At 66.1% G+C, this 24,132-nt stretch carries 27 protein-coding genes; 11 read left to right on the plus strand and 16 right to left on the minus strand.

The features are described from left to right. Positions 1 to 140 precede the first annotated feature (140 nt). The 5 genes from BLM15_RS27615 to uxaC all read right to left on the minus strand — a co-directional run bounded on the left by BLM15_RS27615 (position 141) and on the right by uxaC (position 4,572). Positions 141 to 1,124 carry a TRAP transporter substrate-binding protein gene (locus tag BLM15_RS27615; protein WP_126115746.1) on the minus strand — a complete coding sequence of 328 codons (984 nt, stop codon included), beginning with the start codon at positions 1,122 to 1,124 and terminating at the stop codon, positions 141 to 143. A 94-nt stretch (positions 1,125 to 1,218) separates the two neighbouring features. Beyond that, positions 1,219 to 1,560 carry a cupin domain-containing protein gene (locus BLM15_RS27620; RefSeq protein ID WP_126115747.1) on the minus strand — a complete coding sequence of 114 codons (342 nt, stop codon included), beginning with the start codon at positions 1,558 to 1,560 and terminating at the stop codon, positions 1,219 to 1,221. Further along, positions 1,557 to 2,321 (minus strand): 2-dehydro-3-deoxy-D-gluconate 5-dehydrogenase KduD, encoded by a 765-nt coding sequence (gene kduD, locus BLM15_RS27625; RefSeq protein ID WP_126115748.1) that lies wholly within the window; start codon positions 2,319 to 2,321, stop codon positions 1,557 to 1,559. Before kduD ends, BLM15_RS27620 begins: the two co-directional genes overlap by 4 nt. Next, a complete protein-coding gene (kduI, locus tag BLM15_RS27630; RefSeq protein ID WP_236846452.1) occupies positions 2,321 to 3,172 on the minus strand; it encodes a 5-dehydro-4-deoxy-D-glucuronate isomerase in 852 nt (283 codons plus the stop codon). Before kduI ends, kduD begins: the two co-directional genes overlap by 1 nt. Beyond that, positions 3,169 to 4,572, minus strand: a complete 1,404-nt coding sequence (gene uxaC / locus BLM15_RS27635; protein WP_126115749.1) for a glucuronate isomerase — start codon at positions 4,570 to 4,572, stop codon at positions 3,169 to 3,171. Before uxaC ends, kduI begins: the two co-directional genes overlap by 4 nt. A 159-nt stretch (positions 4,573 to 4,731) precedes the next feature. On the opposite strand from uxaC, the gene BLM15_RS27640 reads away from it, so the two are divergent. From BLM15_RS27640 to BLM15_RS27660, 5 genes are all read left to right on the plus strand, one after another. Further along, positions 4,732 to 5,469 (plus strand): GntR family transcriptional regulator, encoded by a 738-nt coding sequence (locus BLM15_RS27640; RefSeq protein ID WP_126115750.1) that lies wholly within the window; start codon positions 4,732 to 4,734, stop codon positions 5,467 to 5,469. Positions 5,470 to 5,710: 241 nt separating this feature from the next. Then, entirely contained in the window at positions 5,711 to 7,201 is a 1,491-nt protein-coding gene (locus BLM15_RS27645; RefSeq protein WP_126116392.1) for an ABC transporter substrate-binding protein, read from the plus strand. A gap of 172 nt (positions 7,202 to 7,373) precedes the next feature. Further along, entirely contained in the window at positions 7,374 to 8,321 is a 948-nt protein-coding gene (locus BLM15_RS27650; RefSeq protein WP_126115751.1) for an ABC transporter permease, read from the plus strand. Beyond that, positions 8,318 to 9,175, plus strand: coding sequence for an ABC transporter permease (locus BLM15_RS27655; RefSeq protein ID WP_126115752.1), 858 nt, complete (start codon positions 8,318 to 8,320; stop codon positions 9,173 to 9,175). Before BLM15_RS27650 ends, BLM15_RS27655 begins: the two co-directional genes overlap by 4 nt. Positions 9,176 to 9,203: 28 nt before the next feature. After that, on the plus strand, positions 9,204 to 10,601 hold the full coding sequence (locus tag BLM15_RS27660; RefSeq protein ID WP_126115753.1) for an amidase: 1,398 nt from the start codon (positions 9,204 to 9,206) through the stop codon (positions 10,599 to 10,601). Here the strand turns inward: BLM15_RS27660 and BLM15_RS27665 are convergent, their stop codons facing one another. The 5 genes from BLM15_RS27665 to BLM15_RS27685 are packed head-to-tail and all read right to left on the minus strand — an operon-like array spanning position 10,602 to position 12,542. Continuing rightward, positions 10,602 to 11,015, minus strand: coding sequence for a DUF1801 domain-containing protein (locus BLM15_RS27665; RefSeq protein ID WP_126115754.1), 414 nt, complete (start codon positions 11,013 to 11,015; stop codon positions 10,602 to 10,604). A 25-nt stretch (positions 11,016 to 11,040) separates the two neighbouring features. Continuing rightward, positions 11,041 to 11,505, minus strand: a complete 465-nt coding sequence (locus BLM15_RS27670) for a DUF1801 domain-containing protein (RefSeq protein ID WP_126115755.1) — start codon at positions 11,503 to 11,505, stop codon at positions 11,041 to 11,043. Between the two features lie 29 nt (positions 11,506 to 11,534). Beyond that, positions 11,535 to 11,756, minus strand: a complete 222-nt coding sequence (locus BLM15_RS27675) for a hypothetical protein (protein ID WP_126115756.1) — start codon at positions 11,754 to 11,756, stop codon at positions 11,535 to 11,537. A gap of 34 nt (positions 11,757 to 11,790) precedes the next feature. Next, positions 11,791 to 12,222, minus strand: coding sequence for an SRPBCC family protein (locus BLM15_RS27680; RefSeq protein WP_126115757.1), 432 nt, complete (start codon positions 12,220 to 12,222; stop codon positions 11,791 to 11,793). Then, a complete protein-coding gene (locus BLM15_RS27685; RefSeq protein WP_126115758.1) occupies positions 12,219 to 12,542 on the minus strand; it encodes an ArsR/SmtB family transcription factor in 324 nt (107 codons plus the stop codon). The genes BLM15_RS27680 and BLM15_RS27685 overlap by 4 nt, the downstream gene beginning before the upstream one ends. A 200-nt stretch (positions 12,543 to 12,742) precedes the next feature. On the opposite strand from BLM15_RS27685, the gene BLM15_RS27690 reads away from it, so the two are divergent. Beyond that, positions 12,743 to 13,543: an SDR family NAD(P)-dependent oxidoreductase gene (locus tag BLM15_RS27690; RefSeq protein WP_126115759.1), complete on the plus strand. Its 801-nt coding sequence runs from the start codon at positions 12,743 to 12,745 to the stop codon at positions 13,541 to 13,543. Positions 13,544 to 13,565: 22 nt separating this feature from the next. On the opposite strand, the gene BLM15_RS27695 is transcribed toward BLM15_RS27690, so the two are convergent. Then, complete coding sequence (locus BLM15_RS27695; protein ID WP_126115760.1) at positions 13,566 to 14,147, minus strand: DUF4337 domain-containing protein; 582 nt, start codon at positions 14,145 to 14,147, stop codon at positions 13,566 to 13,568. Between the two features lie 81 nt (positions 14,148 to 14,228). Then, the gene (locus tag BLM15_RS27700) at positions 14,229 to 15,155 is read right to left on the minus strand and encodes a tyrosine recombinase XerC (RefSeq protein ID WP_126115761.1); all 927 of its coding nucleotides are present in this window, start codon (positions 15,153 to 15,155) and stop codon (positions 14,229 to 14,231) included. A gap of 93 nt (positions 15,156 to 15,248) precedes the next feature. Here BLM15_RS27700 and BLM15_RS27705 point away from each other — a divergent pair, with 93 nt between their 5' ends. The 3 genes from BLM15_RS27705 (at position 15,249) to BLM15_RS27715 (ending at position 18,665) form a co-directional block, all read left to right on the plus strand. Then, positions 15,249 to 16,295, plus strand: coding sequence for an MBL fold metallo-hydrolase (locus BLM15_RS27705; RefSeq protein ID WP_206438581.1), 1,047 nt, complete (start codon positions 15,249 to 15,251; stop codon positions 16,293 to 16,295). Positions 16,296 to 16,467: 172 nt separating this feature from the next. Further along, entirely contained in the window at positions 16,468 to 17,358 is an 891-nt protein-coding gene (locus BLM15_RS27710; protein WP_164547662.1) for a UbiA family prenyltransferase, read from the plus strand. Next, positions 17,355 to 18,665 carry an FAD-binding oxidoreductase gene (locus BLM15_RS27715; protein WP_164547663.1) on the plus strand — a complete coding sequence of 437 codons (1,311 nt, stop codon included), beginning with the start codon at positions 17,355 to 17,357 and terminating at the stop codon, positions 18,663 to 18,665. Before BLM15_RS27710 ends, BLM15_RS27715 begins: the two co-directional genes overlap by 4 nt. A gap of 6 nt (positions 18,666 to 18,671) precedes the next feature. On the opposite strand, the gene rnk is transcribed toward BLM15_RS27715, so the two are convergent. The 4 genes from rnk to BLM15_RS27735 form a co-directional block, all read right to left on the minus strand. Then, positions 18,672 to 19,097 (minus strand): nucleoside diphosphate kinase regulator, encoded by a 426-nt coding sequence (rnk, locus tag BLM15_RS27720; protein WP_126115764.1) that lies wholly within the window; start codon positions 19,095 to 19,097, stop codon positions 18,672 to 18,674. Between the two features lie 327 nt (positions 19,098 to 19,424). After that, positions 19,425 to 20,873 (minus strand): aspartate aminotransferase family protein, encoded by a 1,449-nt coding sequence (locus BLM15_RS27725; RefSeq protein ID WP_126115765.1) that lies wholly within the window; start codon positions 20,871 to 20,873, stop codon positions 19,425 to 19,427. Then, positions 20,870 to 21,862 (minus strand): NAD-dependent epimerase/dehydratase family protein, encoded by a 993-nt coding sequence (locus BLM15_RS27730; RefSeq protein WP_126115766.1) that lies wholly within the window; start codon positions 21,860 to 21,862, stop codon positions 20,870 to 20,872. Before BLM15_RS27730 ends, BLM15_RS27725 begins: the two co-directional genes overlap by 4 nt. A gap of 122 nt (positions 21,863 to 21,984) precedes the next feature. Next, entirely contained in the window at positions 21,985 to 22,353 is a 369-nt protein-coding gene (locus tag BLM15_RS27735) for a DMT family transporter (RefSeq protein WP_110488518.1), read from the minus strand. A 243-nt stretch (positions 22,354 to 22,596) separates the two neighbouring features. Here BLM15_RS27735 and BLM15_RS27740 point away from each other — a divergent pair, with 243 nt between their 5' ends. Further along, the gene (locus BLM15_RS27740; RefSeq protein ID WP_126115767.1) at positions 22,597 to 23,538 is read left to right on the plus strand and encodes a pentapeptide repeat-containing protein; all 942 of its coding nucleotides are present in this window, start codon (positions 22,597 to 22,599) and stop codon (positions 23,536 to 23,538) included. Positions 23,539 to 23,639: 101 nt separating this feature from the next. Further along, on the plus strand, positions 23,640 to 24,128 hold the full coding sequence (gene cynS / locus BLM15_RS27745) for a cyanase (RefSeq protein ID WP_126115768.1): 489 nt from the start codon (positions 23,640 to 23,642) through the stop codon (positions 24,126 to 24,128). Positions 24,129 to 24,132 lie beyond the last annotated feature (4 nt).

The raw sequence follows: 24,132 nt of genomic DNA on the forward strand, positions 1-24,132 counted from the left end.
GAGCGCCATCAGGCGCGTCCCGAAGGATGGTCCAGAGTGCACTGGAGCATCCTTCGAGACGCCGCTTGCACGGCTCCTCAGGATGAGGGCTCGAAAAGTAAGCGCGGGGCGGCCGAGCCGCCCCGCTATGATCTAACGGTTCACTTCACCGCCTGGATGGCGGCAACCATGTCCTTGAGCTTCGCGTCGGTGACGAACTTGTCGTAGACCGGCTTCATCGCGTCGATGAAGGGCTGCTTGTCGACGCTGTTGACCACCGCGCCGCCGGCCTTGACCTTGGCTTCCGAGGCCTTCTCGCGGGCGTCCCAGAGCTCGCGCATCTTGAGGACGGACTCCTTCGCCGCTGCCTTGATCAGCGCCTGGTCGGCAGCGTTGAACTTGTCGAAGCTCCGCTTGGAGATGACCAGCACCTCCGGCGAAAGCGAATGCTCGGTCAGCGAATAGAACTTCGAGACCTCGAAATGGCGGGTGGATTCGAAGCTCGGCCAATTGTTCTCGGCGCCGTCGATCACGCCTGTCTGCAGGCCCGAATAGACCTCGCCGAACGGCATCGGCGTGGCGTTGCCGCCGAGCGCCTGGACCAGCGCGACGAACATGTCGGACTGCTGCACGCGGATCTTCATGCCCTTCATGTCGGCCGGCGAATTGATCGCGCGCTTGGAGTTGTAGAACGAGCGCGAGCCGGAATCGTAGAAGGCGAGGCCGATCAAATCGTGCTTCTCGAACTCCTTCAGCAGGTTGTCGCCGATCGGCCCGTCCATGACCTTCCGCATATGATCGACCGAGCGGAAGATGAAGGGCAGGGACGGGACATTGGTCGCCGGGATCAGGTTGTTGAACGGCGCCATGTTGATGCGATTGATGTCGATGACGCCGAAGCGCGTCTGCTCGATCGTGTCCTTCTCCTGGCCGAGCTGGGCCGAGTGGAAGACGTTGATCTTGACCTTGCCGTTCGTCCGCTGCTCGAGCAGCTGGCCCATGTACTTGACGGCTTCGATGGTCGGGTAGCCGTCCGGGTGGATGTCGGTCGAGCGCAGGGTGACGTTCTGCGCCTGTGCCGAGGTCGCGAGCATCGCGGCGAAGGCGACGCCGGCGAGCGCGGAGAAACTCCGTCGATTGAGCATGGTCTTGTCCTCTCCCCAATAAAGTCGCCGGCTTTTTCCGGTCGTTCTTGTCCCGTGATGGGAGCTGCGCCGGCACGGCCGGCACAGCGGTCTTTCACAAAAATTCTGTCCGCATCGGTGTGAAGGAATCGATCAATTGCCCGGCCTCGATATTGACGACGCCGTGGACGAGGTTCTCGGGCACGAAGAAGGTGTCGCCGGCGGCAAGCCGGCTTGTCTTGCCGTCGAGGGTGACGTCGAAGACGCCGCTCTCGACATAGGAAGCCTGGCGGTGGGGATGCTGATGCGCCTTGCCGATCGCGCCTTGCTCGAAGACGACGCGCACCACCATCAGATCCGGCCCATAGGCCATGATCTTGCGCTTCACGCCGGGCTCGGTCGGCTCCCAGGCGATCTCGGCGTCGTGCTGGAAAAAGGAGTTGAGACGGTTCGTCATCGCGCCAGCCAGCCTCCGTCGACGGGGAGGACCGCGCCATGGATGTAGGCGGCCGCGTCGCTTGCCAGGAACACCGCCGCGCCGCCGATATCGGACGGCATGCCCCAGCGCCCGGCCGGGATGCGGGCGAGGATCGCGGCATTGCGGCCGGGATCGGCGCGCAAAGCTTCCGTGTTGTTGCTCTCGACATAGCCGGGCGCGATCGCGTTGACGTTGATGCCCTTTGCCGCCCATTCGCAGGCGAGCAGCCGCGTCAGGCCGGCAAGCCCGCTTTTGCTCGCCGTGTAGGAGGCGACGCGGATGCCGCCCTGGAAGGAGAGCAGCGAGGCGATGTTGACGATGCGGCCGGCGCGACCCGCCGCCAGCGCCGCCTTGGCGAAGGCCTGGGCCAGGAAGAAATTGGCCTTGAGGTTGAGGTTCATCACCTCGTCCCAGTCGCTCTCGCTGAAATCGAGCGCATCGGCGCGACGGATGATGCCGGCATTGTTGACGAGGATGTCGAGCGGGCCAGCCAGCTCCTGAGCCTGCTCGATCACGCGCGCAGCGATGCATTCCTGCTGGAGATCGGCCTGAAGCGGAAAGCAGGTGCCGCCCGCCTCCGCGATCAGGGCTTCCGTCTCCGCCATGCTCGAGCGCCCGGCCGCGACGACCCTGGCGCCAGCCTGCGCCAACGCCAGCGCAATGCCCTGGCCGATGCCGGTATTGGCGCCGGTGACCAGCGCCGTCCGGCCGTCCAGCGAGAAGGGCGAGGCCGTCGCCATCAGCGCAGCGTCTCCACCGGGGCGGCATCCATGTCGGTGAACTCGACATTGTCGCCGGCCATGGCCCAGACGAAGGCGTAGTTCGAGGTGCCGCAGCCACAATGGATCGACCAGTTCGGCGCGATCACCGCCTGCTCGTTGGCGACGAGGAGGTGGCGGGTCTGCTGCGGTTCGCCCATGAAATGGAAGACGCGGTGGGCCGGGTCGAGGTTGAAGTAGAGATAGGCCTCCATCCGCCGGGTGTGGGTGTGGCAGGGCATGGAGTTCCAGACAGAGCCCGGCTCCAGCGCGGTCATGCCCATCACCAGCTGGTTGGTGCCGGTGGTGTTCGGCATGATGTATTGCCGGATGGTGCGCTTGTTCGAGGTTTCGCTCGCGCCGAGATGGATGGTGTTGGCGTCTTCCTTGCGGATGAGCTGGTGCTTGGCTTCGCGATGGGCCGGAGCGCTGGTCAGGTAGAACTTGGCCGGGTTCGCCGGATCGGCGCTGGCGAAGGAAACCTCCTTGGCGCCGAGCCCGACATAGAGCGCATCGAGCGAGGGCAGCTCGAAGCGCTCGCGATCGACGGTGACCGAGCCGGCGCCGCCGAGATTGATCACTCCGAGCTCGCGGCGCGCCAGGAAGAAAGGCGTGCCGGTCGGCGCGAACGGATCGAGCGTCAGCGGCTTGGCCGCCGGGGTCGCGCCGCCGACGATCATCCGGTCGTAGTGGCTATAGGTCAGCGCGACCTCGCCGGGCACGAAGATGCGCTCGATCAGGAAGTCCTCACGCAGCGTCTCGGTGTCATAGCCACGCACATCGCGCGGATGGGCGGCCTGGCGTTCGTCGATGGTTTTCGCAGTGCTGGTCACAGGCGATAGGCCTCCTTGGCCAGGCGGTAGGCGAGATCATGGGCGACTTCGGCCGCCTCCTCTTCGTCAAGCCGGTGTTCGGCGACGAGTTTCGCGAGGTAGTGGCAGTCCATCCGGCGGGCGACATCGTGGCGCGCGGGGATCGAGAGATAGGCGCGCGTGTCGTCGTTGAAGCCGACGGTGTTGTAGAAGCCGGCGGTCTCGGTGGTCAGCTCGCGGAAGCGCAGCATCGCCTCGGGCGCATCGAGGAACCACCAGCCCGGTCCGAGCTTCAGCGCTGGGTAATGGCCCGCGAGCGGGGCGAGCTCGCGCGAATAGCTGGTCTCGTCGAGGGTGAAGGCGATGACGGTGAGGTTCGGCTCGTTGCCGACCGCGTCGAGCAGCGGCTTCAGCGCCGAGACATAGTCCATGCCGCGCGGGATATCGGAGCCCATGTCGCGGCCGAACTGCTCGAACAGATGCGGGTTGTGGTTGCGATGGGAGCCGGGGTGGATCTGCAGGACGAGCCCGTCATCGAGGCTCATCTTCGCCATCTCGGTCAGCATCTGGCCGCGGAAGAGATCGGCATCCTCGGCCGAGAACTTGCCCTTCAGGATCTTGGCGAAGAGTTTCTCGCACTCTGCCGGCGTCAGGTTGGCGGTGCGGGCCGTAGCATGGCCGTGGTCGGAGGAGGTCGCGCCGCGCTCGATGAAATAGCCGCGGCGCTTGCGATGGGCTTCGAGATAGCCGTTCCAGCTCGTGGCATCCTCGCCGGTCAATTCGCCGAACTGATCGAGATTGTCCTTGAAGCCCTCGAATTCAGGATCGACCACACTGTCGGGACGATAGGCGGTGACGACCTTGCCGCCCCAGCCTGAGTCCTTGATCATGTCGTGCCATTTCAGCGGATCGAGCGCGCCTTCGGTCGTGGCGATCGCCTCGATCTTGAAGCGCTCGAACAGTGCGCGCGGACGCATCGCGTCCTGCTCCAGCTGTTCGGCGATGCGGTCATAGATGCGGTCGGCGCTCTCGGCGGAGAGGCGCTCGGTGATGCCGAAGATCGAGAAGGCGGCGTGCTCGAACCAGAGCCTGGTCGGCGTGCCCCGGAACAGATGCCAGTTGCTGGCGAAGAGCTTCCAGATCTTGCGCGGATCGGCTTCGACCTCGCCGCCGTCCTTGCGGGCGATGCCGAGCTGTTCGAGCCGGATGCCCTGCGAATAGAGCATGCGGAAGATGTAGTGGTCCGGCTTGACGAGCAGGGTCGCCGGGTCGGGGAAGGGCTTGTTCTCGGCGAACCAGCGCGGATCGGTATGGCCATGCGGCGAGATGATCGGCAGGTCGCGGACGCCGGCATAGAGGCGGCGCGCGATGCCGCGCGTCACCGGTTCGGCAGGCAAAAGGCGATCGTCGTGCAGCAGCATCGCTGGCGTTTCCTCTATCGGGCCGGACCATAGGGCCGGCGTTGATGATGTCAATATACTAATATACTAGTATGCGTTGACCGGCCGTGTTACGTCCCGATTGGCCGCGCAGCGCGCATCGTGATCCAATAAGGGAGTGATCATGGCCGGGATAGGACGATGTCTGAGGCGCTAGGAATAGGCGAGACCGGGGCCTTGCGCCGCGAGCGCAAGCCGCAGCGCTTGGCCGGAGCGTCGGCAGGCCGTGCCACGGCCGCCTCCGTGGTGCAGGACGAGCTTCGCCGCGAGATCCTCGACATGGTGCTCCGGCCCGGCGTGCCGCTCTCCGAGAAGGACCTTACTGCCCGCTTCGGCATGAGCCGCACGCCGGTGCGCGAGGCGCTGATTCGGCTGAAGGAAGAGGGGCTCGTCGAAATCTTTCCACAGGCCGGCACCTTCGTCGCCCGCATCCCGGCGGGAGCGATCCCCGAGGCGGTGTTCATCCGCCAGGCACTGGAATGCGCCACGGTCGAGGTGCTGGCGCGAATGGCCAAGGCAGGCGACATCGCCCGGCTCGACGCGACGATCGCCGTGCTGCACGAGTCGCATGAGGCTGGTGACCAGGAGCGCTTCCACCTCGCCGACGAGGCGTTCCACGAGGCGCTCGCCGACATTGCCGGCTATCCCGGCGTCTGGAAGCTCGCGCAGGCCGCCAAGAGCCAGATCGATCGCTGCCGGCGGATGACGCTGCCGGTGCCGGGGCGGATGGCGATGGTGATCCGCGAGCATCTCGCCATCGTCGACGAGATCAGGCGGCACGATGCCGGCGCGGCGGTCGTCGCAATGCGCCAACATCTCGGCACGCTGCTGCCCGATCTGGTGCATCTCAAGGCGAGCTATCCGGATTACTTCGTGTGAGCTTTTGCTCAGGCTGCGCAACTCGGGATGGTGTGGCGCGATTTGCTCTCTCCCCCCTTGTGGGGGAGAGCTGGAGAGGGGGGTAGTCAGCCGTGAGGCTGATCGTAGGCGATTCAACGCTCACCCAGTCACCCCTCTCCCAACCCTCCCCCACAAGGGGGGAGGGCTCTCGCGCCCTACTCACTTGCCTCGCTCCCATCTCCCGCGCCATCTTGCCCCGCCACATCAGGGAGCAGGCATGATGACGACGCGGCGCGATCTTCTGGCCGGAGCGGGCTTGGCCGCCCTCGCAACCCAGCTTCCGCTCGCCGCCTTCGCGCAGGCGAAAGATAGCGTCACCATCGGCATGACGCTGGAGCCGCCGACGCTCGACCCGACCTCGGGCGCGGCCCAGGCGATCCGCGAGGTCGTGCTGCAGAACATCTTCGAAGGGCTGGTGGCGATGGACCGTACCGGCAAACTGGTGCCGGCGCTGGCCGAGAGCTGGACGCTTGCGCCCGACAACCTCACCTACACCTTCAAGCTCAGGCCGAATGCGCGCTTCCATGACGGCACGCCGTTTTCCTCGCGCGACGTCAAATTCTCCTTCGAGCGCGCGGTCGCGCCGGATTCGACCAATGCCCAGCGCTGGATCTTCATGCCGATCGAGAGCATCGAGACGCCGGACCCGATCACCGTCATCGTCAAGCTGAAGCAGCCGACGGCGAATTTCATCTACGGGCTCAGCTGGGGCGATGCGATCATCGTCTCGCAGGCGACCGCAGCGAACAACAAGACCAATCCGGTCGGCACCGGGCCGTTCAAATTCGCACGCTGGAATCGTGGCGACCGGCTCGAACTGGCGCGCAACGACGAGTATTGGGGAACCAAGCCTTCCCTGGCGAAGGCGACCTTCCGCTTCATTTCCGATCCGCAGGCGCAGGTCGCGGCGCTCAGGGCGGGCGACATCGACGTCTTCACTAATCTCTCGGCGCCTGAGGCAATCCCGCAGCTCAAGGCCGATCCCAAGCTCAAGGTCACGCTCGGCAAGACCGAGGGCGAGACCATTCTCGCCATCAACAACGCCAAAGCGCCGTTCAGCGATGTCCGCGTGCGCCATGCGATCTCGCATGTGCTCGACCGCAAGACGATTGCGCTCGGCATCTACGGCTTCGATCTCGACTATATCGGCAGCCATTTCTCGCCGCTGCACCCGGCCTATGTCGATTTGACCGGGACCTATCCGGTCGATCTCGCCAAGGCGAGGGCCTTGCTGGCGGCTGCCGGTTTCCCGAAGGGCTTCGAATGCACGCTGCGTTTGCCGCCGCCGGCCTATGCGAGGCGCGGCGGCGAGATCGTCGCGGCGCTGCTGGCGCAAATCGGGATCACCGCCAAGATCGAGCCGCTGGAATTCCCGCAATGGCTGGAGCGGGTGTTCAAGGCGCGCGATTTCGACCTGACGATCATCTCGCACACCGAGCCGCTCGACATCGCCAACTACGCCCGGGACGACTACTATTTCCAGTACAGGAATCCCGAGTTCAAGGCGCTGATCGAGACAATCGACCGCACCGTCGACGAGGCGCAGCGCAACAAGCTCTATGGCGATGCCCAGCGCATGCTGGCACGCGACGCCGTCAACGGTTTCCTCTTCATCCTGCCGAAGATCACGGTGACCAAGGCCGATCTCGACGGCATGTGGACCGACTGGCCGCTGCCGCTGACGCCGCTGGCGGAAGTGCGCTGGCGATAGAAGGCGTCGTGCGCTTTCGTACATTCCCTGTCGTCCCAGGCGACCAAAGGGAGACCCGGGATCCATTCCGGAACCCCTTTCGGAAAGGCTCTGGAATGGATCCCGGATCTCCGCTTCGCTGCGTCCGGGATGACGACGCTGGTTGTATTTCGAAGTGGAGGGAGGGCGAGGGATGACCATGTACATCCTGAGACGCCTCGCCTCCTTCTTCGCGACGCTGCTCGGTGCTGCGATCGTCATCTTCCTCGTGCTGGAAATCCTGCCGGGTGATCCCGCAGCGGTGACGCTCGGCCTCAACGCGGCGCCGGAAGCGCTCGCGGCCTTGCGGGCCGAGATGGGGCTCGACCAGCCGGCGCTGCTGCGTTTCTTCAATTGGATCGGCGGCCTCCTCACCGGCGATCTCGGCCTCAGCTACACTTATCGCGTGCCGGTGACGCAATTGATCGGCGAGCGCATGGTGGTGACGCTGCCGCTGGCCTCGATGGCGATCCTGCTCGCTTCGGCCATCGGCATTCCGCTCGGCGCGCTCGCCGCCGCCAATCACAACCGCGCCGGCGATGCGGCAGTGATGGTCTTCGCCCAGGCCGGGCTCGCCATCCCGAATTTCTGGTTCGGCCTGCTGCTGGTGCTGGTCTTCGCGGTCGGTGCCGGCTGGCTCCCGGCCGGCGGCTTTCCGGGCTGGCAGGCCGGCTTCTGGCCGGCGCTCAAATCGCTGCTGCTGCCGGCCATCGCGCTCGCTCTACCGCAGGCGGCGATCCTCGCCCGCGTCACCCGCTCGGCCATGCTTGAGACGATGCAGGAGGACTACGTCCGCACCGCCCGCGCCAAGGGCGTCAGCCGGCGGCGGACCATGCTGCGCCATGTCCTGCGCAATGCGCTGATCCCGGTCGTGACCGTGCTGGGCCTGCAATTCTCTGTGTTGCTGGCCGGAGCGATCATCATCGAGAACGTCTTCGCCCTGCCGGGACTGGGGCGACTGGTTTTCCAGTCGATCGCCCAGCATGACCTGATCGTGGTCAAGGATTTGGTGATGCTGTTCTCCGCCCTGGTCGTCTTCATCAACTTCGCGATCGAACTGCTCTACGGGCTGATCGATCCGCGCCTCCGGCAGGCGTCATGAGCGCTGTCGCGCCACGTTCCCGCCCGCGACGCTGGTGGGCCGGGCCATCCTTCCTGGCGGGCCTGCTGCTCGGCGGGCTCGTCGTCGCGATTGCGCTGATCTCCTATCTCTGGACGCCCTACGAGCCGACCCAGATGGCGATCCTGAAGCGCTTGCGCCCGCCTTCGGCCGAGCACTGGTTCGGCACCGACCAGTTCGGCCGCGACGTGTTCTCGATGATCATGGTCGGAGCTCGCAATTCGCTGGCGGTCGGTCTCGGCGCGGTCGGGCTCGGCCTGACGGCCGGCAGCGCGCTCGGGCTGATCGCGGCGATCCGGCGCGACGGGTGGCTCGATAATCTGATCATGCGCATGGCCGATTTCAGCCACGCCTTTCCGGCGGTGCTGTCGGCGATCATGATCAGCGCGGTTTGGGGTCCGGGCATGATGAATGCCGTGATCGCGATCGCGCTGTTCAGCCTGCCGTATTTCGCCAGACTGGCGCGCGGGGCGGCGCTGCAATGCTGGGCGCTCGACTATGTGCTGGCGGCGCGCGCCGCCGGGCTGACCGAGATGGCGATCACGCGCCAGCATGTCCTGCCCAACATCGCCGGTGTGCTGGTGGTGCAGGCGACGATCCAGTTCGCGCTTGCCATCCTCGCCGAAGCCGGCCTGTCCTATCTTGGTCTCGGCACGCAGCCGCCGGCGCCGTCCTGGGGCCGGATGCTGAACGAGGCGCAGACCTTCATGGCAGCGCAGCCCTGGCTCGCGATCTTTCCGGGCGCGGCGATCGCGCTGTCGGTGCTGGCCTTCAATTTGCTGGGCGACGGCCTGCGCGACGCGGTCGACCCGCGCATGCGCCGGTCCCGGGACTGACTATCAATATGCTTGCGGAGCTTTCCTCATGATCGAGTTCGCCGACCTCAGCGCCGTCGACATGCTCCGGGCTTTCCGCTCGCGCGAACTCTCGCCGGTCGAGGTCACCGAGGCGGTGATCCAGCGCATCGAGATCTGGGAGCCTTCGCTGAAGGCGCTCTATGCCTATGATCCCGAGGGCGCCCGCGCCGCTGCCAAGGAAAGCGAGGGCCGCTGGCGCCGCGGCGAGGCGCTGCCGCTCGATGGCGTGCCCTGCACGATCAAGGAGAACATCGCGACCAAGGGCACGGCCGTACCGCTTGGCACGGCGGCGATGGAGCTCAGCCCCGCCGAAGTCGATGCGCCGCCGGCGCAGCGCCTGCGCGAGGCCGGCTGCGTCATCCTCGCCAAGACGACCATGCCGGATTACGGCATGCTCTCCTCCGGCCTGTCGAGCTTCCACGAGCTGGCGCGCAACCCGTTCGACCTCTCCAAGAACCCTGGCGGTTCCTCGGCCGGAGCGGGCGCGGCGGGAGCGGCCGGCTACGGGCCACTTCATGTCGGCACCGATATCGGCGGCTCGATCCGGCTGCCGGCCGGCTGGTGTGGGCTGGTTGGACTAAAGCCGAGCTTCGGCCGGGTGCCGATCGACCCGACCTATTACGGCCGCGTCGCCGGGCCGATGACGCGCACCGTCGCCGACGCCGCTTTGATGATGCGCGAACTGTCGAAGCCCGACGAGCGCGACCCGATGAGCCTGCCGCCGCAGGAGATCGCCTGGGGCGAGCTGGAGCGCGAGCCGCGCGGGCTCAGGATCGGACTTCAGCTCGAAGCCGGCATCGGCCTGCCGGTCGAACCGGAGGTGCGGGCGGCGATCGCCAGGGCGGCCGATGCCTTCCGCAAGGCGGGGGCGGTCGTCGAGCTGGCGCCGCCCTTCCTGACGCAGGACATGCTCGACGGGCTCGACGATTTCTGGCGCCAGCGCGCCTGGGCCGAGATCGGGGCGTTGCCGCGCGAGCGGCAGAACAAGGTGCTGCCTTATATCTACGCCTGGGCCGAGCGTGGTCGCTCGCTGACCGGCGCGCAGGTGCATCGCGGCATGAGCCAGATGCTGGCGATCCGCCATGCGGCACTGAAGGCAGCCGCGCCCTTCGACTATACGCTCTCGCCGGTCTCGCCGGTGCCGAGCTTCGCGGCTGAGCTGGCCTCGCCGCTGCACGATCCCGAGCGGCCCTTCGAGCACATCGTCTTCACCGTCGCCGCCAATATGTCGGACCAGCCGGCGATCTCGGTCCATGCCGGGATGACCGCATCCGGCCTGCCGATCGGCCTGCAGATCACCGGAAAACGCTTCGACGATCTCGGCGTGCTTCAGATGGCGCGGGCCTGGGAGCACCTGCGCGGGCAGGGGCCGGAGTGGCCGCGCACGCCTCAGAACGCAGGTTGATCAGGCCTTCTTGGACTTCTTCCCGGCCGTGTTCAGCGCCACGGCGGCGCGGATGAGCGCTGTCAGCGCCGCCTCGTCGATCACAGCGCCCTCATGAATGTCGATGGCGCGCCTGGTGTTGCCGTCGAGGCTGGAGTTGAACAGGCCGGCGGGATCGGGCAGCGAAGCGCCCTTGGCGAAGGTCAGCTTCACCGCGCTCTTGTAGGTTTCGCCAGTGCAGACGATGCCGGCATGTTCCCAGACCGGGACGCCGCGCCATTTCCATGTCTCGACCACCTCGGGATCGGCCTGCCGGATGATGGCGCGTACCTTTGCCAGCGCCGCACCGCGCCAGCCGGTCAGTTCCGCGATCCGGGCGTCGATCTGCTCGGAGGCCGAGGCTGTATCGCCGGTCTTGTCGTTCGCTGTCTTCATCGGGCCGATATCCTCGTAGTCGTCATCACATCTTCTCGCCCGGCAAGGCGGCGGCCTGCTTCACCCAGGCGGTGAACTGGGCCTCGTCGAGTGCGTCATCCTCGCGGATGTCGAGATAGCGCACCTCCTTCTGCTTGGAGGTGCCGGGCGGGACGGGATCGAGCGCGGCGCCGCGGAAGAAGGCGACCTTCACATATTTCGCGAAGACGTGGATGCCGAGGAACCAGTGCCCGTCCTCGACGCCATAGAGCGGCGAGTTCCATTTGACCGCCTTCCTAACCTCCGGGACGGCGCTGGTGATCAGCGTGTCGAGGCGGGCTCCGAGCCCGCTCTTCCATCCCGGCATGGCGGCGATGTAGGCCTGCACCGGTTCTTCGCCATAGCCCTTGGCGATCTGCGGATTGCCGCCGGAGAGGAGAACCGGTTCCGCGCTCGCGCTGGCCTTCATCGCTGTCTTCTTCGCCGATGCTTTGGTGGTGTTGCCCGCCATGTCCCGCTTCCTACCCGTCGACCCGCTTCCTACCCGTCGACCCGCTGCCCGCTCCGCCAGCCGGCGGTGTAGGGCAGCACGAACATATAGAGGCCCGAGAAGATCAGCAGGAACAGCGGCAGCAGCGGCGAATAGACGATCCAGGCTGGTGGCGGCCCCAGGGCCATGGCGACGAAATTGGCGATGACAGTCGCCGTGAAGATGATGGCGAGCCAGCGATGGGCCTGCCGAATAACGCTGCTCCAGGTCACGAGAAGCTCCTTGCAAATATGAGAATCGACATGGTCACTCCGCCCGCTCCAGCAGTTGTTCCAGCTTGCCGAAGAATTCCTGCCAGCCGGCCTTGGCGCCGCCAAAAGCCTGCTTCTGCTCCGGCCGGAAGCCCGCCTGCTCCATGCGCAGCAGCGTGCCCTTGGCCGTCGGGGTGAGCGTGAAGGTCACCACGCTCTTCATGTCGAAGGCGGGGTCGTCATGGGCGAAGTCCCAGGTGTAGGACAGCGTCCGGTTCGGCTCGATGTCGAGGACTTCGCAATCGAGCACGCCGCCCCATTCGCCGCGCAGGTTGAAGCGATGGCCGACGACCGGTGCGAAATCGTTCTTCATCAGCCATTCCGCGATCAGGTGCGGCTGGGTCAGGGCGCGCCAGAGCTTTTCCGGCGGATGGGCGATCTCGCGCTCGACGGTGACGGAGCGCGTTTGCGTTGCGGCGGTGCTCATTGATCCATCCTTGTGAGCAAATTTTCGAGGTCATCGAACCGCGCCTCCCAGAACCCGGCCATCTGGCTGGTCCAGTCGATCAGCGGGGAGAGTGCGCCGAGCTGGGCGCTGTAATGGGTCTGCCGGCCTTCATGGCGATCGCGCACCAGCCCGGCCTGCCTCAGCACACCGAGATGCTTGGAGACGGCCGGCTGCGAGACGCCGGCCTGCGCGGTCAGCGCCCCGACCGTCAATTCGCCGTCCCGGCACAGACGCTCGAAGATCGCGCGCCGCGTCGGGTCGGCAAGCGTCCTGAACAGCATGTCGTGAGCGTCTGGCATCTGGAATCGATAACCCGTTGGCTATGAGTTTATTCATAACCATGGAGATATGAATTGGTCAAGTGCCCTCGCGAACAGAGCGGGACTGGGGCGCGGCAGGCGCGCTGGACCAGACAAGCCCGTTCCCGCAGGATGCCGCATGAAACTGCGGAGCCGTAGCTGTTTGCACGCTCCGTCATCCTGCCTTCGAGGAACTCACCATGGATCTGATGTTGAACGGCAAGCGCGCCCTGGTCGCGGGCGGCAGCAAGGGGATCGGCCGCGCCATTGCGCGGCAATTGGCGCTGGAGGGCGTCGACGTGGTCATCGCCGCGCGCAACCAGGCGGAACTCGATGCTGCCGCGGCCGAGATGGCGCAGGAGACCGGCCGCAAGATCGTCGGCCTGACCGTCGACACGCAGGACGACGCCTCGGTCAAGGCAGTCGTTGCCGGCACCGTCGCGGCGCTCGGCGGGCTCGACATCCTCGTCAACGCCGCCGCCAAGCCGGGCGGGCAGGCGACGCCGCCCAAGCTCGCCGAGATTACCGACGCGCTGTTCTTCGACGACGTCAACGTCAAGGTGATGGGCTATCTGCGCATGGCGCGCGAGGCTGCGCCGGTGATGGAAGCCAATGGCTGGGGCCGGATCATCAACATCAGCGGGCTGGCGGCGCGTTTGACCGGCTCGACCATCGGCTCGATCCGCAATGTCGCGGTGGCGGCGCTGACCAAGAACCTCGCCGACGAGCTCGGCCCGCAGGGCATCAACGTCACCGTGGTACATCCTGGCACGACGCGGACCGAGAAGACGCCGGGTGTGGTCGCGGCGCGGGCGGCAGCTTCAGGGCTGGCGGCCGAGGAGGTCGAGCGCCGGATGGCCGCCAATGTCACGATCGGCCGGCTGGTCGACATGGCCGAGGTCGCCGACATCGTCGCCTTCCTCGCCTCACCGCGCAGCGTCGCGATCAATGGCGACGCGATCGCCTGCGGCGGCGGCTCGAAGGGCGCGATCCACTATTGAGCGGTCGCGCCCAGTCGGTACTTTAGAACAGCGCGGTCGGCGCGACCTCGGCGATGATCATCAGCGCGAGCCCGAGCGCGCCGAGGCTGACGCCGGTCCAGGCGAGCAGGGCGACGCCGGTGATGATCGCAGCCGAGGCGACGACGATGGCGATCTGCAGCAGGCCCGAGACGATGTCGTATTTGTCGTCGCGGGCGCTGGAGACGTCGCGCTTGGCTTCGGCGGCCTTGGCGCGGACGATCAGCTCCTTGCGGCCCTCATTGGTCTCGGGCTCGGACTCGTAGCGGGCGATCGTCGCTTTCCAGCCGTCGATACGCTTCTGCAGGCGTTCGCGCGCGGCCGGCTCGGTGGCGTTGGCCAGCTCGATCTCCATCGCCTCGGCGGCGGTGCGCAGCGTCGTGCCGCGGATCGTCTTGGCCTGGAAGAAGGCCCAGAGATTGGAGGCCTCGATGTTCTTGGACAGCGCGTCCTGCTCGGCGTTCTTGCCGCCGATCTCGGAGAAGGCGAGCAGCAGCGCAAGAATGCCGATCAACAGGGCGATGCGCTTGTTGATCTTGCTGGTCGGCTGGTTGTCTTCGGTGACGTCTGGTGCGGCTGAGGCCATGCGTGATTCCCCCCGGAATGGTCGCGCCAGATCGCCGGTTCGCGTGACGGAATCAAGACGATTTTACGGAATGAGCGCGGACTATCCCCGAGCCCGCGGATGCGCGGAGTCGTAAGCTGCGAGCAGGCGGGTGGAATCGATGCGGGTATAGATCTGCGTCGTCGAGAGCGAGGCGTGGCCGAGCAGCTCCTGGATGGCGCGTAAGTCCCCGCCACGGCCGAGCAGATGGGTGGCGAAGGAATGGCGCAGCGCATGCGGCGTCGCGCTGCTGGCCAAGCCGAGCGAGCCGCGCAGGCCTTCGACCGCGAGCTGGATGATGCGCGGCGAGAGCGGCCCGCCCTTGACGCCGACGAAGAGCGGCCCCTCCGGCGCAAGCCGCCAGGGGCATTGCGCGAGATAGGTGGCGATGGCCTCGATGACGATGGGCAGCACCGGCACCATCCGTGTCTTGCCGCCCTTGCCGAGCACGGTCAGCGCATCGGCGCTGCTCACCGGTGCATCCGAACGCTTGAGGCCGAGCGCCTCGGAGATGCGCAGGCCGCTGCCATAGAGCAAAGAGAGCACGGCGGCGTCGCGCGCCAGAACCCAATCGGGCCGCTCCTCGCCGGCGCGGCTGTCGGCCCTGGTCACCGCCGCCGCCGCTTTCGCATCGAGCGGGCGGGGCAGGCCCTTGCCGAGCCGCGGCCCGCGCGTCGCGGCGAAGGCGGCTGCGGTCAAGCGGCCGCTGCGCTCGCCGAAACGGGCCAGCGAGCGCAGCGCCGCCAGCTGGCGCATCAGCGTGCGGTTGCCGACGCCGTCGCGGCGGCGATAGCCGAGAAAGGCGCGCAGATCTGCAGGCTTCAGGGCGGCGACTGCCTTCAGCGTCGGCGGGGCATCGAGATGATGCGTGAGGAAGATGGCGAACTGGTCGATGTCGCGGCCATAGGCCTCGAGCGTCTTCGACGAAAGCCGGCGCTCATGGCCGAGATGGGCGAGCCAGTCGCGCCGGAGGGTGTCGAAATCGCTCATGGTGCGATCTTGCCGCGCGAGGCTTAACAACCGTTGTCGGGCCCGATCATCGCCTGCTATGAACCCTGCAGATATTGTTCAGGGCTGACCAAATTGCACGCTCCCGATCCGCACGGCCTGACCTTTCCTTTTCCCGAACCGCCGGCACCCGGCCAGCTGATAGAGGCCGCGCCCGGCATCTTCTGGGCGAGGATCGCGCTGCCGTTCCGGCTCGACCACGTCAACATCTACCTGATCGAGGATGGCGACGGCTTTGCGGTGATCGACACCGGCATCGGCGACGAGGCGACCAAACAGGCCTGGCTTGGACTGATGGCTGGCGCGCTCGCCGGCAAGCGGCTGACCCGGCTCTTCGTCACGCATTTCCACCCCGACCATATCGGTCTCGCCGGCTGGCTGCATGAGCGCTTCGGCACGCCGCTCCTGACCAGCCAGACGAGCTATCTCGGCTGCCTCAATATTTCGCTGAGCCCCGGCGCCTCCGAAGCGCCGGTCTACAAGGAGTTCTATCTGCGCCACGGCCTCTCGGCCGAGGTGACTTCGGTCGTCGCGACTTTGGGTCATGGCTATCTCAAGCAGGTCACGCCGCTGCCGCCGACCTTCACCCGGGTGGTCGCCGGCGATGTGCTGCGGATCGGTGGGCGCGATTTCTTCGTGCTGTCGGGCGACGGCCATGCGCCGGAGCAGCTGATGTTCCATTGCCCGGAGGCGAATGTCCTCCTGGCGGCCGACCAGGTGCTGGCCAAGATCACGCCGAACATCAGCGTCTGGGCGGTCGATCCCGAGGGCGATCCGCTCGGCCTCTATCTGCGCTCGTTGACGGTTCTGCCGCAGGCGATCCCGTCGGGAACGCTGGTCCTGCCCGGGCACCAGCTGCCGTTCTACGGGCTCGCCGAGCGCTGCGCCGCGCTCGCCGCCCATCATGGCGAGCGCTGCCGGCTGATCGCCGGGGCGGTCGCCGAGGGGCCGCATTCGGTCGCCGAGCTGGTGCCGGTGATGTTCACGCGGCCGCTCGATCCGCACCAGCTCTCCTTCGCCTTCAGTGAGGTGTTCGCGCATGTGAACGCGATGCTGCGGCAGGGCGAGTTGCGTTGGGCCGAGCCGCAGGCCGACATCATGCGGGTGATAGCGGCCGGCTGAGGCCAGAGCATTTGAAAATTAAGGATGATCCGAGAAGGCGGCCCGGCCGGGCTCGCCGGTCCACGCGGAATTAGGATTCCCCGGCGCATCAATGCACGTGATGAGCGCGGGCGGTTCGGAAGAATCCGAACCGGGCCGTGTCATGTTCGGCAGGTGGCGAAGACTCGGGACGATGGCTCTACCGGCGATGCTTCGGGCGATGCGGCCGCATCATTGGGCGAAGAACGGCCTCGTCTTCGTGCCGATTCTGCTCAACCACGACGTCTTCGCATCCAAAGCGTTGCTCTACGGCCTCGTCGCCTTCGTCTCGTTCTCACTGATGGCGTCGTCGATCTACCTGCTCAACGACATCATCGACGTCGAGGCCGACCGGCGCCACCCGACCAAGTGTAAGCGCCCACTCGCGGCCGGCGAGATCACCACGGGCCAGGCTTATGCGATGGTGCCGGGCCTGCTGATCGTCTCGGTTGCGTTGACGGCGCTGCTGCCACGGCCTGATCTCTATCTGATGGCCTGGGGTGCCTATCTCGTGCTGGCGCTGGCCTATCTCTTCGTGCTGAAGCGCAAGCTCCTGGTCGACGTGCTCGGGCTCGCCGCCCTGCACACGGTGCGCATCATCGCCGGCAATGCGGCGGCAGCGATTCCAATCTCGTCCTGGCTGCTCGCCTTCTCGATGTTCCTGTTTCTGAGTCTGGCGCTGATGAAGCGCTATGCGGAGCTGCGCATCACCCAGGACCAGTCCGGGCTGAAGAAGGCGGGCCGCGGCTATCAGGCCGAGGATATCGAGGCGCTGTCACAGCTCGGCATGGCCTCGGGCTGCACCTGCGCGCTGATCATGGCGCTCTATGTCGACAGCGCTGCGGTCAAGCAGCTCTACCGCCATCCCGAGATGATCTGGCTGGTCTGCCCGATCATCCTCTACCAGATCGCGCGCATGTGGTTCCTGGCCCGGCGCGGCAACATGCCGGACGATCCGCTGATGTTCATGATCCGGGATTGGCGCAGCCAGCTGATGGGCGCGGTCGTCGTGCTGATCATGCTCGGAGCGAAAGTGCTGCCGTGAGCGAGGAGCGCGCTGTCTGGCGCTCATGGGGCGGGCTGGAGGCCAGGGATTCCGCGCTGATTGAACCGGATGACTGGCTCGCCGGACGCCGGAGCAATCAGCCGGTGCTGGCCTATGGCAATGGCCGCTCCTATGGCGATTCCTGCCTGAACGATGGCGGCGGCCTGATCGCGGCGCGCCGGCTCGGCCGCATCCTCTCCTTCGACATCGAGACCGGGATCATGGTTTGCGAGGCCGGGGTGCTGCTCGACGAGGTGCTGAAGCTCTGCGTCCCCGCCGGCTGGTTTCCGCCGGTGACGCCGGGCACCAGCCTCGTCACCATCGGCGGGGCGCTCGCCAACGACGTACACGGCAAGAACCATCACCGTGCCGGCACCTTCGGCCGGCATGTGCGCAGTTTCGAGCTGGCGAGATCGGACGGCTCGATTTTGACCTGCTCACCGATTGAGAACGCCGAGCTCTTCGCGGCGACGGTCGGCGGGATGGGGCTGACCGGGCTGATCACACGGATCGAGCTGCAACTGATGCCCGTCGATTCCGCAGAGATGCTGCAGGAGGCGATCCATTTCGACGGGCTCGATGCCTTCTTCGCCATCGCCGCCGAATCCGACGCGACACATGACTACACCGTCGCCTGGGTCGATTCTCTTGCCGTGGGCCGGCATTTCGGCCGTGGTGTGTTCTTCCGAGCCAATCATGCGCCGGCGTCCGATGCCCCGCCGGCGAAGGCTGGGCCGATCCTGCCGTTCCCGCTGAAGCCGCCATTCCCGCTGATCAACCGGTTGAGCCTGCGGGCCTTCAACGCGCTCTATCGCGCTGCCCAGCCGCGGACGCCGGAGCCAAGGCGCATCGCCTATCGCCCGTTCTTCTATCCGCTCGACCGCGTCCGTGACTGGAACCGCGCCTATGGGCCGAAGGGCCTGCGCCAGTTCCAATGCGCCGTGCCGATGAGTACTGCTCGCGAAGCAGTCGAGGAGATGTTGCGGCTGACGCTGAGGGCAGGCGAGAGCTCGTTCCTCACCGTGCTGAAGCTGTTCGGCGACGTGCCCTCGCCGGGGATGATGTCGTTTCCGATCCCCGGCGCGACGTTGACGCTTGATTTCCCGCATCGCGGCGAGCGCACGCTGAAGCTGCTTGATGGGCTCGACCGTATCGCGATCGAGGCCGGCGGGCGGGTCAACCCTTACAAGGATGCCCGCATGTCGGCTGCGACCTTCGAGGCCTCGTTCCCGCACTGGCGCGACTTCGCGCGCCATATCGATCCGGCCTTCTCGTCGAGCTTCTGGCGGCGGGTGACCGCCGCCTGACCCCGCCTACGAGGCCGCCAGTGCGGGCTCCACCTGCTCGACCGCCGTCACTGTCAGGACGTGCTTCTTGCCGTCGCGGGCGGTCCAGGCGATCGACTGTCCAGCGGCGAGACCGATCAGGGCCGCACCGATCGGAGTCAGCACCGAGACCCGGCCCTGCTCGATATCCGCCTCGCCGGGATAGACGAGCTGGACGCGGCGATGCTGGGCGCTGTCTGAATCGAAGGTGACGAAGGAGCCCATGCGCACGACGTCGGCCGGCAGCTTGCCGGGCGCGACGACCTTGGCGCGGTCCATCTCGGCGAGCAGCTCCTCTGCGACCTCGGGCACGCGCTCGAGGGCCGTGGTGGCGAGGCCGGTCAGGCGCTCATGGTCGATCTCGCCGACGATGATCTTCGGCTTGCGGTGGGTCTTCTGGGTCGGTTGGGTCATGGGCTTTCATCCTGCGATGACGCGCGCGACGGCGGCGACAGAGCGCGACCGGCAGATTCTGGGATTTCTGGGGAGAGACGCCTTGGAGGCCGTGCTGCACCGGGAAGGGACAGCATCGACGGCGCCCCTGGACTCGGGGCGCGCTCGGGCCGAGTCCGGGGCTAGAATTCCGCGATCGGGGCGACCCGGAATACAGAGCGGTGCTTCGTCTTCATACCCATAGACTTGGGGGCTGAGGCCTTGCTGTCAAGGCTGGCTGAAGCTTCATGCCCAAAGCAAAAGGGCCGGCGCAGGCCGGCCCTTCGACAAGCGGGGTAACCTTCTTGCTCAGCCCTTCGCCACCGCGACCTTGCGCAGATAATCGGTGACGATGCGGGTGATGCCGCGCGAGAGCAGGTCATCGAGTGCATCGATGAACTGATCGCACTGCTCGCGCGTGACGATCAGCGGCGGCTCCAGCCGGATGACGTTGCGGTTGTACTCGGTGAAGGCGACGAGCACGTCGTAGTCCTTCAGCAGCAGTGCGCCGATGAAGCCGCAGAGCGAGCCCTTCAGCTTGTCGTCGAGCAGCGCGACCATGTGCTTCACGCCGAAGGGCATGGTCTCGCTGATGTCCTGGAACTCGACGCCGATCATCAGGCCGCGGCCGCGGATTTCCTTGAGCAGGGTCGGGTGCTTGGTGCGAAGCTCGTTCAGGCGCTCGATCAGATAGTCGCCCTGGCGTTTGGCGTTGCCCATCAGGTCCTCGTCATAGAGGACGTTGAGGGCCTCGATCGCCGAGACACAGGCCTCGCCCATGCCGCCGAAGGTCGCCTGGGCGTGGATCAGCGCCGTCTTCGGCTTGCCATAGGCCTTCATGTAGAGCTCGCGGCGGGCGATCATCGCGCCCATTGCCGCCTTGGAGCCGCCGAGCGCCTTGGCGAGGGCGGTGACATCGGGGACGACGCCGTCACGCTCGAAGGCGAAGAACTGGCCGGTGCGGCCGAGCCCGCACTGCACCTCGTCGGCGACCCAGAGCACGCCGTGCTTGTCGCAGAGTGCGCGCAATTGCCGCCAGAAGCCCTCGGGCGCCTCGACGATGCCGCCGCCGCCCTGGATCGTCTCCATCACCACGATGCCGATCGAAGGATCGCTCTCGAGCGCCTGGCGCACCGCTTCGATATCGCCGAACGGCACCTTCACCCGGTTCTCGACCAGCTTGAACTGCGACTGATAGAGGCTGGAATCGGTGACCGAGAGCACACCCTTGGTCTTGCCGTGGAAGGAGTTGGCGGCGTGCAGGATCTTGGACCTGGCCGGTCCCTGAACCTGCTCGGCGACTTTCAGCGCCGCCTCCATCGCCTCCGAGCCGGTCGAGCCGAGGAAGACCATGTCGAGATCGCCCGGCGCGATGGTGGCGAGGTTCTTTGCCAGCGCCGAGGCGTATTGCGACATGAACGCCATGCAGATCTCATGGCGGTTCTCGTCCTGGAATTTCTTCCGGGCGCCGACGATGCGCGGATGGTTGTGGCCGAAGGCGACCGAGCAGAAGCCGCCGAAGAAATCGAGGATCTTGCGGCCGTCCCGGGTGATGTAGTGCATGCCCTCGGCGCGATCGACAATGATCCTGTCGAAGCCGAGCAGCTTGAGGAAATGCACCTGGCCCGGATTGATATGGGCGGTGAAGAGCTCCTTGACCTGCTGGGCATCGAGCTGCTTGGCGGCTTCGACGCTGATCAGTTGCGGGCGCGAGGGCTGCGGAGCCGCCTCGTCAGGCTTGTAGGCGGGCATGCTCATGCGGCCTTCCTCCTCAGCTCGTCCTTGGCCTTGCGGTATTCGGTATAGGCCGCCATCAGCATGTCCTCGTCACGATGTTGCGGCGCCCAGCCGAGTTCGCGCTTGGCCTTCGACGTATCGAGGATGCAGATCTCATCGGCGATCATATACTGCTCGGGGTCCATGATCGGCAGGTTGATCGCATCGAGGCCGTTCAGCGTCAGCTTGACCAGCGAGGCCGGCGTCGGCAGCAGGATCGACTTCGAGCCGGCATGGCGGATCAGGTCGCCGAGCAGCTTCTTCACCGGCGGCGGATCGTCCGAGCCGAGATTATAGGCGCTGTTCGGGAAATCGGCCTTCCAGGCGGCGATGCAGGCGCTGGCGCAGTCGAAGACCGAGATGAACTGGTAGGGGTTGTTCCCTGAGCCGATCATCGGCACCGGCAGGTTCATGTCGATCAGCCGGAAAAGCTTGACCAGGATGCCGAGGCGGCCCGGGCCAATGATCAGCCGCGGCCGGAAGATCGGGATGCGGAAGCCCTTGTCGCGATAGCTCTGGCAGAGCGTTTCGGTCGCGAGCTTGCTCTCGCCATATTCGCCCAGCGGCTTGGCCGGATGGGTCTCGTCCTGCGGCACGGTGACCGAATGGCCGTAGATCATGTCGGTGGTGAAGTGGACGAGCCGATTGGCGCCGTTCTTCTCCATCCAGGACAGGACGTTCTGCGTGCCGTGGTAGTTCACCGGCCAGAAGAAGTCGTGGCGCTCCTTCCGGGTCACGATCGGCGACAGCATCTTGGCCGAGAGATTGTAGACGAGATCATCAGGCGTCAGCGAGATCGCCTCGACGCTCGCCGGATCGGTCACGTCGGCGCGCTGGAAGGGCACCTCGCTGTAGTGCGGATGCGCGCTCTGCTGGATGTCGCAGACGAGGACGTCCTCGCCCATGGCCGCGAGATCCGCCGCCAGATGCGAGCCGACGAAACCGTCGCCGCCGATGATGATGTGCTTCATGGATCAGCGTCGCTGGTCGGGGCGGCGCGCCGGCACCGGGATCGGCTTCAGCTGCGGCTGCGCCGGAGCGAAGAGGGCGCCGAGACGGAGAATGAAGCGGGCGAACAGGTCCATGACGTCCCTCAGCTTTGTGCGATGAAAATGGTGCCCAGGACGATGAAGCCGATGCCGGCGATGCGCGCCGGGCTCAGATCCTCCTGGAAGACGAAGTAGGCGTAGACCGCGACCACGACGTAGGCGAGGCTCAAGAACGGGTAGGCGTAGCTGATCTGAACCTTCGATAGCACGATCAGATGCGAGGCCATGCTGACCACGAAGGTGCACAATCCAGCGAAGACGAAGGGGTTGAAGACGACGCGGAAGACGGTGGGAATCAGTCCGTCATTGCCGACGTCGAGCGCCCCGACTCCGCCCATGCCGCGCTTCAGCATCAACTGCGCCGCTGCGTTGGTCAGCACCGTGAACAGGATCAACGGCAGGTAGGCGTTCATCGGCGCTGGAGTTCCGCGTGGCAGATGCAACCTTGGATCGCGCGAAAACTACTTCAAATGCCTTACGCTACAGAAGGTTATCGGCCTGTAACCTTAAGAGTGTCCTGCGCCGAACGGTGAAACCCGCAGGAGATGCGCGCGCCTGGGCGAGCGGGAGGCGGTGCTGGCGGACAACGCGACGATTGAACCATGTCGCCGGCTCGCTTATGGCTAATGAATCGTTAACCGAGAGTGCCCTCCGTTATGGCCAGTCTGTTCCGGCTCGTGCCTGATATGCGCGCCGAACTGCTGCAGGTGAATTCCTGGGCGCGGCCGCATCAGGCTGGCTTTGCCGCTGCGCAGCGTGCGGCGCGCTATGGCGCGGCCGGGCCGGAGGCCTCCGCCTTCATGGCGGCACGGCGCGAGACGACGCTGGCGCGGCTCGGAGAGGGGGCTGCAAGCTGGAATGGCTGGGCCGGCGAGATGGCGCGGCTGCGCGGCCGGATCGGTGCTGACGGGCCGCTCCTTTCGCTCTGGCGCCTGCTTGCCGACGTCGAGCTGGTCGACGAGATCTTCGAGGGCGAGTTCAACGTCGCCGGCATCATCTTCCCGGCCGCAGCCCGTTTCGCCGGCAGCGCCTTCTGCGGTGATGCCTGGTTTTCCGAGGCGCATTTTCACGGCCCCGCCAGCTTCCGCGATGCGAGCTTCCGCAGCGACGCCTTCTTCGATCGGGCGCACTTTGCCGGAGATGCCGATTTCGGTGCGGCGACCCTTCACGGCACCGCCGAGTTCCGCGACATGCGCTGCGAGGGCACGGCCTGTTTCGTCGAGGCTGAGTTCACCGGCGACGCCTGGTTCCGTGGCTCGCGCTTTGACGGCGTGACGCAGTTCCGCGGCGTGCGCCATGCCGGTGAGGCCGGCTTCGGAGAGTGTCGGTTCGCCGGAGCCGCCGATTTCGGCGAGGTCGAGTTCGCCGGCAATGCCGGCTTCGAGGAGGCCCGTTTCGGGCAGCTGGTAACGTTCGCCGGCGCCCGCTTCGACCGCGGCGCCTGGTTCAGCAACGCCGCCTTCGACGGCCGCTCGAATTTCGAGCGTGCCCGCTTCCGCGGCCGCCGGCACTTCGAGGGGATTTCGCTGGCGACCCAGGTCTCCCCGGTCGCGCAGCAGATCGCGGCGCTGGAGCGCCTGCAATTCGGCCGACGCTGACCGAGCGGTCGCCGCTTCATCGCCCCGGCCGCTTCTGGCCCGCGCCTTGCTAGCTCTTCCTCTGACGACCGCCATGAGCGGTTACGGTCAGCGAGGACGAGATGAAGCGCGAAGAGCTCACCGAGAAGATTCTCGACATCAAGCGCGAGAAAGGTTGGAGCTGGAAACACATCACCGACGAGATCGGCGGCATGTCGGAGGTGCTGGTGATCGGCGCCCTGCTCGGCCAGATGAAGCTGGTGAAGCCGCTCGCCGAGAAGGCGGCGACGCTGTTCGGCCTGTCGGAGACCGAGAAGCGCATGCTCAACGAGGTGCCCTATCGCGGCACCGGTACGCCGATGCCGCCGACCGATCCGCTGATCTACCGCTTCTACGAGATGGTGATGGTCAACGGACCGGCCTGGAAGGCCTTGATCGAGGAGGAGTTCGGCGACGGCATCATGTCGGCGATCGACTTCAACATCGCCTTCGAACGCGAGCCGAACCCCAAGGGCGATCGGGTCAGGATCGCCATGTCCGGCAAGTTCCTGCCGTACAAATATTACGGCAACGAGCAGGGCATTCCCGACTACGGCTTCAAGGAGGAGTGATCCG

The sequence above is a fragment of the Bosea sp. Tri-49 genome (assembly GCF_003952665.1).
GTDB lineage: Bacteria > Pseudomonadota > Alphaproteobacteria > Rhizobiales > Beijerinckiaceae > Allobosea.